Here is a 14,630-nt window from a genome sequence, read left to right as displayed (position 1 = left end):
GCGGTCAACCGCGCGCGGCCTCGCCGAGCAGGGACTTTGCGATGATGACCTGCTGGATCTGGCTGGTCCCTTCATAGATGCGGAACAGCCGGGCGTCCCGGTAGAAGCGCTCGACGGCGACTCCGCGCATGTATCCGGCCCCGCCGTGCACCTGCACGGCCCGGTCCGCGACCCGGGCGACCATCTCGCTCGCGAAGTACTTGGCGCACGACGGCCCCGTCCGGGTGTCCTCGCCGGAGTCGAAGCGTCGGGCGGCGTCCAGGACGGTGGCGCGGCCCGCGTAGTAGTCGGTCATCGAGTCGGCGATCAGGCCCTGTACGAGCTGGAAGGAGCCGATCGGCCGGCCGGACTGGCGGCGGGTGCGCGCGTACTCCACCGACTCGTCCACCAGCCGCTCGGCCATCCCGACGCAGAGCGCCGCGATGTGGATCCGGCCGTGTGCCAGGCAGCCCATGGCGGTGGCGAAGCCCTTGTTCAGCCCGCTCTCGCCGCCGACCAGCGCGTCGCAGGGCACGCGGACCCCGTCGAAGTGCACGTCGGCCGTCCAGGCGCCGGACTGGCCCATCTTGTGATCGCGCGGGGCCACCGTCAGGCCGGCCGTGTCCGCCGGGACGAGGAACGCGGAGATGCCCCGGGTGCGCGGGGCGTCCGGGCCGGTGCGGGCGAAGACCATGAAGACGTCCGCGACCGGGGCGTTGGTGATGTACCGCTTGGCGCCGTCGATCACCCATCCGTCGCCGTCCCGCCGCGCGCGCGTGGTCAACGTCGAAGGGTCGGAGCCCGCCTCCGGCTCGGTCAGCGCGAACGAGGCCAGCACCTCGCCCGAGGCGAGCCGAGGCAGCCAGCACGCCTGCTGTTCCTCCGTCCCGCCGACCATCAGCACATGACCGGCGATGCCGTTGTTGGTGCCGAACATCGAGCGCAGCGCGGGGGTGGTGTAGCCGAGCTCGAAGACCAGCCGGGCCTCCTCGTGCGCGGACAGCCCGAGCCCCCCGAACCGCTCGGGCAGGGCGAAGCCGAACAGGCCCATCGCGGCCGCGGCCTCCCGGACGGCGGCCGGGACCTCGTCCTTCTCCTCGATCTCGGCCTCCAGCGGCAGCACCCGCTGCCGCACAAAGCGCCGCACCTCGGCCAGCACCGCGCCGAACTCGTCAGGGTCCATTCCAACTCCTCAGGCCGCATCGTCAGTGGGGTACGGGTCAGCCGAGGCCGAGTTCGCGCAGGACCTCGGCGGTGTGCTCGCCGATCCGGGGCGCGCCGCGGGCCGGCTTGTCCTCGACGTCCCAGAAGCGGACCGGGCCGGCGACCGTGCGCAGCGGCGGTGCGCCGCCCATGCCGGGCTGCTCGGCGAACGCCCCCACCGCCTCCGCCTGCGGATCCGCGGCGACCTCCGCGAGGCTCTGCACCGGCGCCCACCACACCCCCTCCGCATCGAACCGTCCGGCCCACTCGGCGAGCGGACGGCGGGCGAACTCCTCGTCGAAGACGGCGATCAGCTCGCGGGTGTGGGCGCGCCGGGTGCGCGCGGTGGCGAAGCGCGGGTCTGCCGTCAGGTCCTCGCGGCCGAGCGCCTTGACCACCCCCGGCCAGTGCCGGTCGCCCTCCAGGCCGACCAGCCAGAACCAGCGGCCGTCCGCCGCCCGGTAGGAGTTGTACAGCGGCGACTCGTGCTCGGTGCGCGGGCGGGTGCGGCCGCGCTTGCCGAAGAAGTTCTGCAGGGCGAGGTCGTTGCCGTTGGCGTAGATCCCGGAACGGAGCAGGGAGACGTCGACGACGGTTCCCTCGCCCGTGCGCTCGCGCCGGAGCAGCGCGGCGAGGACCCCGGCCACCAGGTTCGCGGCGGCCATCCGGTCGCCGAGACCGGGACGGATGCCGGGCGGCGGCTGGCCGGCCGGGTTGAGCATCGCGGCGATCCCGGTCCGCGCCCAGAAGGCGGAGACGTCGTAGCCCGCGCGGTCGCGGTCGGGCCCCTCCCAGCCGTAGCCGGTCAGGGTGCCGATGATGAGGTGCGGGTGGCGGGTGCGCAGCGCCTCCGGGGCGAGGCCGAGGCGCTCGAGTGCGCCGGGGCGGAGGTTGGTGACGAAGACGTCGGCCCGGTCGAGGAGTTGCTCCAGGGCGTGCTTGCCGGCGTCGGTGCGCAGGTCGAGGGCGACGCCGCGCTTGCCGCGGTTGTCGGTCTCGAACGGGGGAGCGTTGTCGGTGTCCTGGCCGAGATGGCGCAGGGTGTGCCGGTTCGGGTCGCCGGTCGGCGCCTCCACCTTCACCACGTCCGCGCCCCAGTCGGCGAGCATCGCGGCGGCGGCCGGGGCCGCCACCCACATGCCGAGCTCCAGGACGGAGATACCTTCCAGCGGCCGCACGGCCCCACCTCCACAAGCGGTCTCACCTCTGCCGGATGTTCTGTGCCGTGCCCGCCCGACCATCTCTCAGCGACCGGCCTTTTCTATCTATCATATAACTGCTTACGTTGATAGCCTGCATATCGCCGCGCCTCGGGCACGGCTCCGATCCGTCAACTGGAGGTGTGCATGGGCCTGTTGGACGATCGCAACGCGGTCATCACCGGCGGGGCGCAGGGCATCGGCTACGAGATCGCCCGCGCGCTGGGCGACGCCGGAGCCGCCGTCGTCCTCGGCGACATCGACGGCGACGCCGCCGACCGGGCCGCCAAGCGGCTCGCCGGCGAAGGCGTCCGAGCCGCCGCCCTGCGCTGCGACGTGACCGACGAGGACGAGGTCGCGGCCCTGGTCGCGCATTGCACGGCCGAGTTCGGCCCGCTCGGCGTCATGGTCAACAACGCCGGCATCACACGCGACGCGACGATGCGCAAGATGACCCCCGCCGACTTCCGGGCCGTCGTCGACGTCCACCTCGGCGGCGCCTGGCACGGCACCCGGCGCGCTGCCGAGGCGATGCGCGCCCACGGGCAGGGCGGCAGCATCGTCAACGTCTCCTCCATCGCCGGCAAGACCGGCAACTTCGGCCAGACCAACTACAGCGCGGCCAAAGCCGGGATCATCGGCCTGACCAAGGCATCCGCCCGCGAACTCGCCCGCGACGGCATCCGTGTCAACGCCGTCCAGCCCGGCCTCGTACGCACCGCGATGACCGAGGCCATGCCCCGGGCCGTGTGGGACGCGAAGCTCGCCGACATCCCGCTCGGCCGCGCCGGTGAACCGGAGGAGATCGCCCAGGTCGTCCTCTTCCTTGCATCCGGCATGGCGAGCTACCTCACCGGTGCCGTCATCGAGGCGACCGGCGGCCGCCACATGTGACACTCCATCAGCTCCCGCTCCCGTTTCCCGGAAAGGCAGGAACGATGACCGCCCCCCTGCGCGAGGCCGTGATCTGCGAACCCGTCCGCACCCCCGTCGGCGGCTACGGCGGCGCCTTCCGCGACGTCACCGCAGCCACGCTCGCCGCCACCCTCGTCCGCGCCCTCCTGGACCGCACCGGCATCCCGGCCCGGGCCGTCGACGACGTCCTGCTCGGCCAGTGCTACCCCAACGGCGAAGCCCCGGCGATCGGCCGTGTCGCCGCCCTCGACGCCGGGCTGCCTGTCGAGGTGCCCGGGCTGCAGATCGACCGTCGCTGCGGCTCCGGACTCCAGGCCGTCGTCAACGCCGCCATGCAGGTACAGACCGGCGCGAGCGACCTGGTCCTCGCGGGCGGCGTCGAGTCCATGAGCCAGGCCGAGTTCTACTCCACCGACATCCGCTGGGGCGTACGCGGCGCGGGCACCACGCTCCACGACCGGCTGGCCCGCGGCCGTGTCACCTCCGGCGGCATCCACCACCCCGTCCCCGGCGGCATGCTGGAGACCGCCGAGAACCTGCGCCGCGCCTACGGGATCCCGCGCGAGGAACAGGACCGGCTCGCCCTGCACTCGCACGAGAAGGCAGTCGCGGCGCAGCGGGAAGGGCGGTTCGCGGACGAGACCGTCCCCGTGACGGTTACCACCCGCAAGGGCGAGACGATCGTCGACACCGACGAACACCCACGCCCCGACGCGTCGTCGGCCGCGCTCGCCGCGCTGCGCCCCGTCCTCGGACGGCAGGACCCCGAGGCGACGGTCACCGCCGGCAACGCCAGCGGCCAGAACGACGGCGCCGCGCTCTGCGTCGTCACACACCCGGAGCGCGCGGCCGAACTCGGGCTGCGGCCGCTCGGCCGGCTCGTCTCCTGGGCGGTCGCCGGAGTGCCGCCCGAGACGATGGGCATCGGCCCGGTCCCCGCCACGGCCCGTGCCCTGGAGCGCGCCGGGCTGAAACTCGCCGATATGGACCTGATCGAGCTCAACGAGGCGTTCGCCGCCCAGGTGCTGGCCTGCACCCGTGAATGGGGCTTCGGCGACACCGACTTCGAGCGGCTCAACGTCAACGGCTCCGGCATCTCGCTCGGGCACCCCGTCGGCGCCACCGGCGGCCGCATCCTCGCCACCCTGCTGCGGGAGATGGCCCGCCGCGAGGTGCGCTACGGGCTGGAGACGATGTGCCTGGGCGGCGGGCAGGGACTGGCCGCCGTGTTCGAGCGGGTGTGACGGCGGCGAACCGGCGCGGCGGGCGCCGCGCGCGCCTGCCGCGCAGAATCTCTCCCTCGCTGCACAGCATCAGGGCGCGTGTGCCGTGGGCGGCGGATCTCGACCGTGCCGACGTGGGTGGCTTCGTCCAGCTGGATCCGTATGCCCGGGGCTGAAGTGGCCTCCGCTTCCCGTTGAGTTGCCTGACTGCATCGGGCAGACTGGTCAGTAACTCGACATGTATGTCGAGTAGTGCGAGGAGTAGCGAGGGGAGAATTCCGATGTCCGAGATCGCGGTTGTCGAGGCCGGAGAGAGCGTCGAGGCCAAGGAACGGCGGGCCGACCAGGAGTGGCTCGGACTCGACGTGGACGCGACGGGGCTGCACGCGCGCGCCGACATCGCCGAGCGGCACCTCACGCCGCTCGGCAGGCTCTACGGGGGAGTGGGCACCGCGCTTGTCTCGGCCGCGGCGGAAGCGGCCACGGGACGCCGGCTGACCTGGCTGACCACGCAGTTCGTCGGCGCGTGCACCCAGGGAGACCACCTGGAGCTGCGGGCCGAAATCCTCGCTGCGGGCCGGCGCACCTCGCAGGTGCGCATCGAGGCGCGGTCCGCCGGCGCGCTCATGCTGCACGCCGTCGCCGCTATGGGCGAGGTGGAGCAGGAGTCGGACATCCCGGACCACACCGTGCCCGTCATGCCGGACGTGCCCGCGCCCGACGCCTGTCCGCGTATGTCTCCGCCCGAGATGCGGCCCGGGATGTCCCCGGGCTTCTTCGGTATCGCCGAGCTTCGCCCCGTCCTCTCCGCCGACGGCCGTGAGAACCCGCACCGCTGGTGGATGCGGGTTCCCGGCCGCCCGGCGACCCGGCCCGCGCTGCTGGCGCTCGCCGGCGACTGCCTGCCGTCGATGGTGATGAGCGAGGCGGGGACGGCAGGCGGGGGGACGAGCATGGACAACACCGTGCGGGTCGGGGGCCCGTCGGAGACGGAGTGGGTGCTGGTCGACGGCGTCCCCGAGCAGTCCGCCGGCGGCTACGGGCACGGCTGGGTGCGGCTGTGGGGTGAGGACGGCCGGCTCGCCGGATCGGTGAGCCAGACCGCCGCGCTCTGGCGGACGCTGGGCTGAGCCGACGGCGCCACCCTCCTCGCGCAGCTGTCCCACGCCTGGGTGGCGGGGTGCGGGGTACCCGCTGGCACCAGGTGGTCGACGAGCGGGATCTGGGCTGGTGACGGGCTCTGTGCGGCCTGTGTCGGTGCGGCCTGTGTCTCTGCGGCCGTGGTCATGACGTGGTACTTCCTGCCGTCCGCGGTCAATCGATAAGCTTGTCGACATGTCGCAGCGTCAGCGGGAGACCGGCGATCAGAGCAGATCCGGGCAAGGCAAGTCCGGTCAGGGCAAGTCCGCGCGCGGCCGTACCCCCGCCCGCACCCCCGCGGTCGGCGACGGCCCGCGCACGCGCGGCGGCTGGACGCCGGCCGGCACCGCTGCCGAGCGCCGGGCGATCCCCTCGGAGCGGGTCACCGCCCGCGGCGAACGCCGGCGCAGGCAGATCATGGACGCCGCCCGCCGGGTCTTCGAACGCGACGGCTACCTGGATGTCGGCGTCGCCGACATCGTCAAAGAGGCGGGCATCGCGCACGGCAGCTTCTACACCTACTTCGCCTCCAAGGTGGAGGTGTTCCGCGCGGTGACGGCCGAGGTCGCCGAGCTCGTCGACTCCTCCGTCCGGAACCGTCCCGAGGGCGAACCCCGCCTGGACCCGGTCGAGGAGCTGACCCGCGCCAATCTGCGCTACATCGAGACGTACCGGGCCAACGCCCGCGTCCACGCGCTGCTGGAGCAGCTCGGGCACATCGACGAGGAGCTGCGCCACACCTCCGTCGAGCGCCGGCGGCGGCACATCGCCCGCGTGGCCGGGCTGATCCGCCGCTGGCAGGCGCAGGGGTTCGCCGATCCGGCCGTCGACGCGCCATCCACCGCCGCAGCCCTCATCTCGATGACCTCCCACGTCTGCTCCTGGGTGTTCACCGAACCCGACGCCCACCCCGAGCTGGACGCGGACCGGGCGGCCGCCACCATCAACCGGATCTGGATCTGCGCGGTCGACCTGCGCCGCACACCCAACGCCGACTGGCTGTGAGCTCCCGAGGCCGCCCGCCCGCCCCCGTCAGCAGGCCGGCGCGGTTCAGCAGGCGGTCCGCAGCCGCGCGACCAGCTCGGCCGTCTCCTTCGGGCCGAGACTCGCCGGCGGCGTGAAAGAGATGCGGGTGACGAGCCCCGAGAAGCGCTCCGTGATCCTTCCGGGGAGCTCCCGCGGGCTCGCGACGACCGCGAAGGCGTCGAGCATCTCGTCCGTCACCAGCCCGGCCATCGCCTCCCAGCGGCCCGACCTGGACAGCTCGGTCAGCTCCTCGCCGACGTCCCCCCAGCCGTGCAGGTCGAGGACGGCCCGGTAGGCGGGCGTCGAGGCGTAGAACGCGATGCGTCCGCGTACGGCGGGCAGCGCAGTCTCGATCTCCTCGGCGGTGCCCGTCACGATGGCCGGCACCGCCGCGATGTCGAAGCCGGCGAGCGTCCCGCCGGCGCGTTCGCGGCCCGCGCGCAGGGCGGGCAGCGTCCGCTCCCGCAGCCAGCGCCCGGTGGTGAAGCTGTGGCAGAAGAAGCCGTCGGCGACCTCGCCCGCCACCTGCGTCATCCGCTCCCCGACCCCGGCGAGCAGCACCTTCGGCGGCCCGTGCCCGTGCGGCGGAGGGACGAACTCCGGCGGCATCAGGGTGTGGCGGTAGAACTCGCCGTCGAAGTCGAGCGGGGTGCCGCCGTGCCAGGACTCCCAGATCGCCCGCAGCGCGAGCACATACTCACGCATCCGGGCCGCCGGCCGGTCCCACGGCATCGAGAATCGCCGCTCCACATGCGCCTTGACCTGCGAGCCGAGCCCGAGCAGGAACCGGCCGCCGGAGTGCCGCTGGAGCGCGTCCGCGCTGTAGGCGACGGTCATCGGCGAGCGCGCGAACGCCACCGCCACCGCCGTGCCCAGCTCGATCCGTTCCGACGCCCCGGCCGCGGCCGCGATCGGCAGGAACGGATCCTGCGCGACCTCGCTCGCCCAGGCCGTGTCGTACCCGGCCGTCTCGGCGTCTCTGACCTGCGTGACCGCCTCGCCGAGGCTCTTCAGGTTGGTGTCGATCCTCATGACGCGGCGCCTCCGCCCGGTCCGTGGTGCCCGTGGTGGCCGACGGCGGCGAGCACGAAGTCGACGGTCTCCGTCGCGAACTTCTCCTTCTCCTCGGCGAGCGCGGGCATCCTGCTCACCGGCATCGCCAGGACACGGCTGGTCAGAATGCCCGTGACGGCATCCAGGAGCAGCGCCGGGGAGGTGCCGGGCGGCAGCTCCCCGCGTTCGATCGCCGCGCGCACGGCGACCCGGCCGCTCTCGATGCGCTCGCGCTGGAGCTCCTCCAGCGCCTTGCCGAACAACTCGGGGTACACCTGGGCCTCCAGTTGCGCCCGCAGCAGGACCAGCCCGTGGCGGTCGATGAAGCCGTCCAGGATGTGGTGGGCCAGCCAGAGCAGGTCGTCGCGGATCGTGCTGGGCTCCTTGCCCGCGAGGCGCAGCGCGGAGGGGCGGGGGAGACCGGCCGACAGGGCATCGGCGATCAGCTTCTCCTTGCTTCCCCAGCGCCCGTACAGCGCCGCCTTGCCCACCTGCGCCTGGCGGGCCACCGCGTCGAGCGTGAACCCGGCCCAGCCGACCTGGCCGTACAGATCGAGCGCCGCCGCATGGACCCGGGCTTCGAGATCGGGGTCTTGGGGGCGGCCGCGTCGCGTCACGGGGACCTCCTGGTGAAGATGCCGTGGTCGAGGACGGTCGTCTCGCCGGCCGCGGTCGTGAACCGGCAGACCCCGTCGGCCAGTTCCCAGACCCGCACGGTCAGTTCGTCGCCCGGCACGACCGGCGCGGCGAACCGTGCGGACATCGCGCCGAAGCGCGCCGGGTCCGAGCCGCACAGGGTGTGCAGCAGGACGCGACCGGTGATGCCGTAGGTGCACCGCTCGTGCAGGATCGGCTGCTCGTAGCCGGACAGGTTGGCGAACCACGGGTCGCAGTGGAGCGGGTCGGGGTCGTCGCTGAGCCGGTAGAGCAGGGCCTGGTCGGGGCGGGTCGGGCAGGTGATGGTGTGGTCGGGGGCGCGGGTGGGGGCGGGGCCGGCGGGCGAGCACCGCTCGGCGTGTGGGTCCGTCCTGTCGCCGGGACGTGAGCTGCCGGGACGCGGACTGCCGGGACGTGAGCTGCCAGGACGCGGGCCGCCGAAGCCTCCGCAGCCCCGGACGGTGTCGCCCGCGCTCACCGTGGCCACCACCCGGCCCGAGCCGGCGTCGCGGAGCGTGGAGCGGGTGACGACGAGCGCGTCGCGGCCCAGGTCGTGGATCGCGTCGACGCGTGCGGTCACCCGTACCCGGCCGTGGGCGGGCAGCGGTCCGGACAGCTCGACCTTCTGCGCCGCCCGGCTCAGCCGGGACGGGTCGAAGGTGCCCAGCGGCGGGCCGCCGGCCACCAGGCCGAGCACCGCCGCGAACGTTGGCAGTACCTGCTGGTCGACCTGCCACGCGTTCTCGGTGACGTACGACAGCTCGGCCCGCGGATCCGGTGCTCCGGCGCCCACTCCGAGGGCGTACAGGATCGCGTCCCGCGACGCCCATCTGCGCTCACCAGCGTCCCACTCCTGCCCAACGGCCCCGAGGTTCATCGACATGCGAGCTCCTCTCCGGCGCCGACAGTATTGTGGACGAAATCCGTCTGTAAATAGTCGGGAGCCATCTGTTCGGCCGTGAGCCGGCAGAAGAGCCGACCCTGGGCCGTTAGAGGAGGGCGCGTGCGAGGGCGCGTGCAATCCGGTCGGACTGCGTCGCTCAGTGGGCAGGCCGCGCGACGCCCACCAGCTCGAACATGTTGTCCGACATGATCTTCTGGAGGTCGGCCTTGTCGAGGTGGCCGGCCTCGTCCAGGAACTCCAGGGGTTCGCCGAGCCCTTCGGGGTGCGGGTAGTCGGAGCCGAAGCAGACGCGGTCGGCGCCCATCAGGTCGATGAGGCCGTCCAGGGACTCCTCCCAGAACGGGTTGATCCATACGTTGCGGCGGAAGAGCTCGACAGGGTGCGTGGCGAACTCGCGCGGCATCTTCTTCCAGGCCGCTTCGAGGTTCTTGACGAACTGGGGTACCCAACTGCCGCCGTTCTCCACGCTCACCAGGCGCACGCCCGGGAAGCGGTCCAGCATGCCGTGGCAGATCGCCGAGGCGAAGGTGTCCTGGATGGTGCGCCCGCCGTCCGCGACGTACGCGAAGGTCTTCGGCTTGAAGGCGACGTACTCGCCGGTGCGGCCCTCCCAGGTGTTGAGGTAGTCCTGGTAGCCGCTGTCCGAGGCGTGCAGCAGCACCGGTATGCCCGCTTCCTGGACGCGCGCCCAGAACGGGTCGAACTCCGGGAGGAACGGGGAGCGGGTGCCGCGCAGGCCGGCGACCGGACCCGGCCGCATCAGGACCGCCTTCGCGCCCCGCTCCAGGACCCGGTTCAGCTCGGCGATGCCCTGCTCAAGCTCGCACGGCGTGATGATCGGCGTGGGGAAGATCCGGTCCTGGTAGTTGTACGTCCAGTCCTCGTACAGCCAGTCGTTGAAGGCGCGCAGCGCGACCATCGTCAGCGCCGGGTCGTCCTTCAGCCGCTCCTCGATCAGGCTCGCCAGGGTGGGGATCATGACGCTGGCGTGCACGCCCTGCTTGTCGAGGAGTTCCAGGCGCGGGCCGGGCGCGCGGAACGCCGGGATCGAGCGCATCGGTTCACCCGTCAGCTCGCGCAGCGACTTGCCCTCCGGGTTGTCGCCCGAGTAGAAGGCCTTGTGCACGCCGGGCTTGGCGACCACCTCGAAGGTCGGGTTCGGGATGAACTCGGTGAGCTGGTCGCGGACGACGAGCTTCTTACGCCCGCCGATCTCCACGAAGCGGAACAGGTTCTTGTGGGCGGACGGGAGGTTCCGGGTGAAGGCGTCCTCGGTCTCGTAGAGGTGGTTGTCGGCGTCGAACACCGGGAAGTCGACGGACGTCATGTGCACATTCCTCCGCGTTTATGGCTGAATAGGTCAGTGCTTCGTGGTGGCCGAGATGCCGGCCTTCATCTCGTCGAGCAGCATCAGGATCGGCAGACCGGACTCGCTCAGCGCGTGGCCGTGGCCGGTCTGGTGGATGTCGAAGACGGACTGCACGGCCGCGTAGAAGCCCTGCACGTCCAGCGTCTGGTTGACGGCGCGCTTGGCCTGGCGCAGCGCGAAGGGGTGTTTCGTCGCGATCTCGGCGGCGAGGGCGCGGGTCTCGGCGCGCAGCTCGGCCAGCGGCACGACGCGGTTGACCATCCCGAGCCGTTCCGCCTCGCGGGCGTCCATGCCGCGCGCGGTGAAGAGCATCTCCTTCGCCTTGCGCGCACCCCACTCCCAGGTGTGCCCGTGGTACTCCACCCCGCCGATCCCCATGTTGACCACCGGGTCGGAGAAGACCGCGTTCTCGGCCGCGACGATCAGGTCGCACGGCCAGCACAGCAGCAGCCCGCCCGAGATGCACACGCCCTGCACTGCCGCGATCGACGGCTTCGGCACGTTGCGCCAGCGCAGCGAGTACTCCAGGAAGCGCCGGGCCTCCGTCTCGTAGATCCCCGCCAGGGTCCACTCGGGCCGTTCGCCCGCGCCGCCGACCTCCTTGATGTCGTGCCCGGCCGAGAAGTGCTTGCCGTTGGCCTGCAGGACGATCACGCGGACGTCCGGGTCGTCGGCCGCCCGGCGCCAGGCCGCGTCCAGTTCGTCGAGGAGACCGAGTGTCTGCGCGTTGGCCGCCTGCGGGCGGTCGAGCGTGATGGTGGCGATCCGCTCGCTCACCTCGTAATCGATGAAACTCTCAACCATGGCTGCTCCCTGGCCTGTCGTCCGGCGTCGGCCGGGTGCGCTGGGCCACCAGCGCGGAACGGTTGATCTTGCCCGCGCTGGTCCGCGGGACGGCGTCGAGCACCTCGAAGGACTTGGGCACCTTGAACGCGGCCAGCCGCTCGCGGCAGTGCGTCCGCAGGGCCTCCTCGTCGGCCTTCGCGCCCGGGATGAGCTGCACGAGCGCGTGCACGCGCCGACCCCACTCGGCGTCGGGCAGCCCGATCGCCACGGTGTCGGCGACGTCCGGATGCTCGCTGAGCGCGGCCTCGACCTCCGCCGGGTAGACGTTGGCACCGCCGCTGATGATCAGGTCGTGGCGGCGGTCGGCGATGTAGAGGTAGCCGTCCTCGTCCACGTGGCCGAGGTCGCCCAGGGTCCAGTAGCCGTCCGCGTCAGGCGGCGGGGTCTCGGCGCCCAGGTACGTGAAGGGGGTGCCGGGACGGTGCGGCCGCAGCCGGATCTCGCCCGTCTCGCCGGTCGGCAGCTCGCGGCCGTCGGGGCCGGTGATCCGCAGCTCGCAGTCGAAGGGACGGCCCGTCGTGCCCGGCCGCTCCAGCCACGCGTCGCCGTCGCACATGACGACGCCGACGTTCTCGCTGGAGCCGTAGACCAGAGCGAAGACGGACGGCGGGATCAGTTCGAACAGCTCGTGGACGATCCAGTCGGGCAGCGGCGCGGCACCGTAGATGAGCTGGCGCAGGCTGCTCAGGTCGAAGTCGCGCGCGTTCTTCAGGCGCACGATGCGCTGCAGCATCGTCGGCACCATGGTGGTGTGGGTGGCGCCGTGCCGCTCGGTCAGCTGCATGGCGCGCTCCGCGTCGAACTTCTCCATCAGGACGACCTTGTTGGCACGCAGGATGGGCGGATAGCAGAACCGGAAGCCGTTGGCGTGGTAAAGCGGGCAGGCCGTGAGGAAGACGGAGCCGGCGGGCGGGACCATCGCGGAGGGATCGGGCTCGTCGCTGTAGGTGGCGGGGCTGGGGACCTGGACGACCTTGGGAAGGCCGGTCGAGCCGGATGTCGCGATCATGCTGGCGCAGTGCGGGGTCCGGTCCGGTACGGGGGCGTCGGAGAGGGTGATGGTGGCGCCGGTGACCCAGCCGGAGGGCAGGGCGCGGTCGCCGAGATCCGGCCAGTCCGCCACGACCGCCCGCGGCTTGACCGCGTCCAGCAGGCGTCCCGCCTCCCAGGCCGGCAGATCGTGCCGGAGGGGGAGGACGGAGGCGCCGGCCTTCCAGGCGCCGAAGGTGGTGAACAGATGCAGCGGATTGTTGCCGAGGCCCACCGCCACGACGTCGTCCTGGCCGGCCCCGTGCTCGGCGAGCGCGCGCGCCACCTGGTTGGAGCGCCGGTCGAGTTCGCTGAGCGTCACCGGGATCTCGGAGCCGTTCCGGGCGGCGAAGACCACCGCCACCCGGTCCGGGGCCTCGGCTGCGAGCAGGCTCAACCGGCGCCCGAAGGACACCTCGCTCACTGCCCGTCCCCCTTGTCCGCCTTGTCTGCCTGGGCGGTGGCCGCCGCGTGGACCCCGGCGCGGCGGCCGGAGAAGACGCAGTCGGCGAGGGACAGGCCGCTGATGTAGCTGTTGGAGCAGATGCCGACGGCGGTGCGCCCGGCCGCGTACACGCCGGGCACCGTTCCGCCCTGCGTGTCCAGCAGCTCCCCGCTCTCCTCGTCGACCCGCAGCCCGCCCAGGGTCAGCCCGGGGGCCGGGAAGAAGCGGGCGTTCTTCACCGAGATGTCGATGGCGTAGAACGGCGCCTCGACGATCGGGGAGCAGAGCTCGCGCGCCTTGTGCGCCGGGTCGCCCTTTCCGGAGGTGATGCCGTCGTTGTACGCGTCGACGCTGCGGCGCAGGCCCGCGGCGTCGACGCCGGTCTTCGCCGCCAGCGCCTCGATGCTGCCGGCCTTCACATGGCCCTTGGTCATCAGGTAGATGGTCTGCGCCCGCTGGAAGCTCAGCGTCTGTTCCCTGATCTGCGAGCGGACCAGCTTCCACTGCCGGGCGTCCAGGATCAGGCGGCCCTGCGCGGCGTGCTCGGTGACCATGATGTGCGAGTGCGTCGCGCCGTAGAGGTCCTCGTTGGCGATGCGCTGCCCGGAGACCCCGACCGTGATGCCCTGCAGCATCGCGCTCGGCGGCGACAGGAACCGCCAGGCCGTCATCCGCTCCAGGTGGGCGACGCTGCCGCCCGCGTCGAGGCCCAGATGGATCCCGGTGCCGTCGTCGCCGACCGTGCCGAGCGGCTGGATGTCCCGGTAGCCGCCCGCGTGTTCCCGCCGCATCTCCTGGTTGAAGACGAAACCGCCGGCGGCCAGGATCACCGTCCGCCCGCGCGCCTCCCGCTCGGTGGCCTCCCGCTGCCACAGCGCTTCGGCCCGCGCCGCGAACTTCGCGCCCAGTGGCGGGTACCAATTCCCGAATTTTTCCGCCCACTTGGTGAGCTGCCGGTGCCGCTCCCCGAACCGGCCGCCGATGTCCGCGCCGCGATAACTCACGCCCGCCACCCGGCCGTCCTCGACGATCAGCGAGTGCACCCGGCTCTGCGGCCGGAACTCCACCCCCTTGCGCTGCGCCGAACCCATCAGCGCCCGCAGCAGATACTGGCCGGAGGCCAGCCCCGGAGCCACCTGCCGGTGGCCGCGCGCGGCGGGCTTCGCCTCCTCCGTGTACGGCCAGGCCTTCTCGTTGCCCGAGTGGTAGAGGTAGTGCCGGTCGGTCGGGTACGAGGTCTTGTACGGGCACAGCGTGCCCCGGAACTCCGCCCCCTGCCGCTCCAGCCAGGTCACGGTCGGCGCGCTCTGCTCGCAGAACCGGCGCAGCGTCTCGTCCTTCACGACGTCGCGCACCTCCTGCCGCAGATAGCGGTACATGTTCTCCGGGCTGTCGTCCTGCCCGGCGGCCCGCTGCTGGGCGGTGCCGCCGCCGGCGTAGACGACCCCGCCGGAGAGCCCGCTCGCCCCGCCCCCGTAGCCGCGGTCCAGGACGAGGACGCGGGCCCCGGCGTCGGCGGCCTCGATGGCCGCACAGGCCCCCGTCGCGCCGAAACCCATGATGATGACGTCGTAGCCGGACGAGGCCGACGTGTGTGCCATGCCTGTGCTCCCTGTCGCTTCGATCGGGGGCTTCCTGCGGT

Annotated in this window: 13 protein-coding genes; 4 read left to right on the top strand and 9 right to left on the bottom strand. The window is 72.4% G+C overall.

Features of this window, described 5'->3' with window-relative positions; translation table 11 throughout:
- Positions 1-4 precede the first annotated feature (4 nt).
- Both ACSMXV_RS06065 and ACSMXV_RS06060 read right to left on the bottom strand, forming a co-directional pair.
- Positions 5-1,162: an acyl-CoA dehydrogenase family protein gene (locus ACSMXV_RS06065; RefSeq protein ID WP_473176673.1), complete on the bottom strand. Its 1,158-nt coding sequence runs from the start codon at positions 1,160-1,162 to the stop codon at positions 5-7.
- A 37-nt stretch (positions 1,163-1,199) separates the two neighbouring features.
- Positions 1,200-2,360, bottom strand: coding sequence for a CaiB/BaiF CoA transferase family protein (locus ACSMXV_RS06060; protein WP_473176672.1), 1,161 nt, complete (start codon positions 2,358-2,360; stop codon positions 1,200-1,202).
- Between the two features lie 168 nt (positions 2,361-2,528).
- Here ACSMXV_RS06060 and fabG point away from each other — a divergent pair, with 168 nt between their 5' ends.
- The 4 genes from fabG to ACSMXV_RS06040 all read left to right on the top strand — a co-directional run bounded on the left by fabG (position 2,529) and on the right by ACSMXV_RS06040 (position 6,664).
- Entirely contained in the window at positions 2,529-3,275 is a 747-nt protein-coding gene (gene fabG / locus ACSMXV_RS06055; protein WP_473176671.1) for a 3-oxoacyl-ACP reductase FabG, read from the top strand.
- Positions 3,276-3,319: 44 nt separating this feature from the next.
- Positions 3,320-4,540, top strand: coding sequence for an acetyl-CoA C-acetyltransferase (locus tag ACSMXV_RS06050; protein ID WP_473176670.1), 1,221 nt, complete (start codon positions 3,320-3,322; stop codon positions 4,538-4,540).
- A 260-nt stretch (positions 4,541-4,800) separates the two neighbouring features.
- Positions 4,801-5,649, top strand: coding sequence for an acyl-CoA thioesterase (locus ACSMXV_RS06045; RefSeq protein ID WP_473176669.1), 849 nt, complete (start codon positions 4,801-4,803; stop codon positions 5,647-5,649).
- 205 nt (positions 5,650-5,854) lie between these two features.
- On the top strand, positions 5,855-6,664 hold the full coding sequence (locus ACSMXV_RS06040) for a TetR/AcrR family transcriptional regulator (protein WP_473176668.1): 810 nt from the start codon (positions 5,855-5,857) through the stop codon (positions 6,662-6,664).
- Between the two features lie 45 nt (positions 6,665-6,709).
- Here the strand turns inward: ACSMXV_RS06040 and ACSMXV_RS06035 are convergent, their stop codons facing one another.
- The 7 genes from ACSMXV_RS06035 to ACSMXV_RS06005 form a co-directional block, all read right to left on the bottom strand.
- Entirely contained in the window at positions 6,710-7,717 is a 1,008-nt protein-coding gene (locus ACSMXV_RS06035; protein ID WP_473176667.1) for a TIGR03617 family F420-dependent LLM class oxidoreductase, read from the bottom strand.
- A complete protein-coding gene (locus ACSMXV_RS06030; protein WP_473176666.1) occupies positions 7,714-8,355 on the bottom strand; it encodes a TetR/AcrR family transcriptional regulator in 642 nt (213 codons plus the stop codon). The genes ACSMXV_RS06035 and ACSMXV_RS06030 overlap by 4 nt, the downstream gene beginning before the upstream one ends.
- The gene (locus ACSMXV_RS06025; RefSeq protein ID WP_473176665.1) at positions 8,352-9,278 is read right to left on the bottom strand and encodes a MaoC/PaaZ C-terminal domain-containing protein; all 927 of its coding nucleotides are present in this window, start codon (positions 9,276-9,278) and stop codon (positions 8,352-8,354) included. Before ACSMXV_RS06025 ends, ACSMXV_RS06030 begins: the two co-directional genes overlap by 4 nt.
- Positions 9,279-9,435: 157 nt before the next feature.
- On the bottom strand, positions 9,436-10,626 hold the full coding sequence (locus tag ACSMXV_RS06020; RefSeq protein WP_473176664.1) for an amidohydrolase family protein: 1,191 nt from the start codon (positions 10,624-10,626) through the stop codon (positions 9,436-9,438).
- A 33-nt stretch (positions 10,627-10,659) separates the two neighbouring features.
- Positions 10,660-11,472 carry an enoyl-CoA hydratase gene (locus ACSMXV_RS06015; RefSeq protein WP_473176663.1) on the bottom strand — a complete coding sequence of 271 codons (813 nt, stop codon included), beginning with the start codon at positions 11,470-11,472 and terminating at the stop codon, positions 10,660-10,662.
- The gene (locus tag ACSMXV_RS06010; protein ID WP_473176662.1) at positions 11,465-12,967 is read right to left on the bottom strand and encodes a class I adenylate-forming enzyme family protein; all 1,503 of its coding nucleotides are present in this window, start codon (positions 12,965-12,967) and stop codon (positions 11,465-11,467) included. Before ACSMXV_RS06010 ends, ACSMXV_RS06015 begins: the two co-directional genes overlap by 8 nt.
- Positions 12,964-14,589 (bottom strand): FAD-binding protein, encoded by a 1,626-nt coding sequence (locus ACSMXV_RS06005; protein WP_473176661.1) that lies wholly within the window; start codon positions 14,587-14,589, stop codon positions 12,964-12,966. The genes ACSMXV_RS06010 and ACSMXV_RS06005 overlap by 4 nt, the downstream gene beginning before the upstream one ends.
- Positions 14,590-14,630 lie beyond the last annotated feature (41 nt).

The sequence above is a fragment of the Streptomyces sp. DSM 42067 genome, from assembly GCF_055792885.1.
Note: the sequence above shows the minus strand (reverse complement) of the source record. Positions and strands in the feature narration are given on the sequence as shown.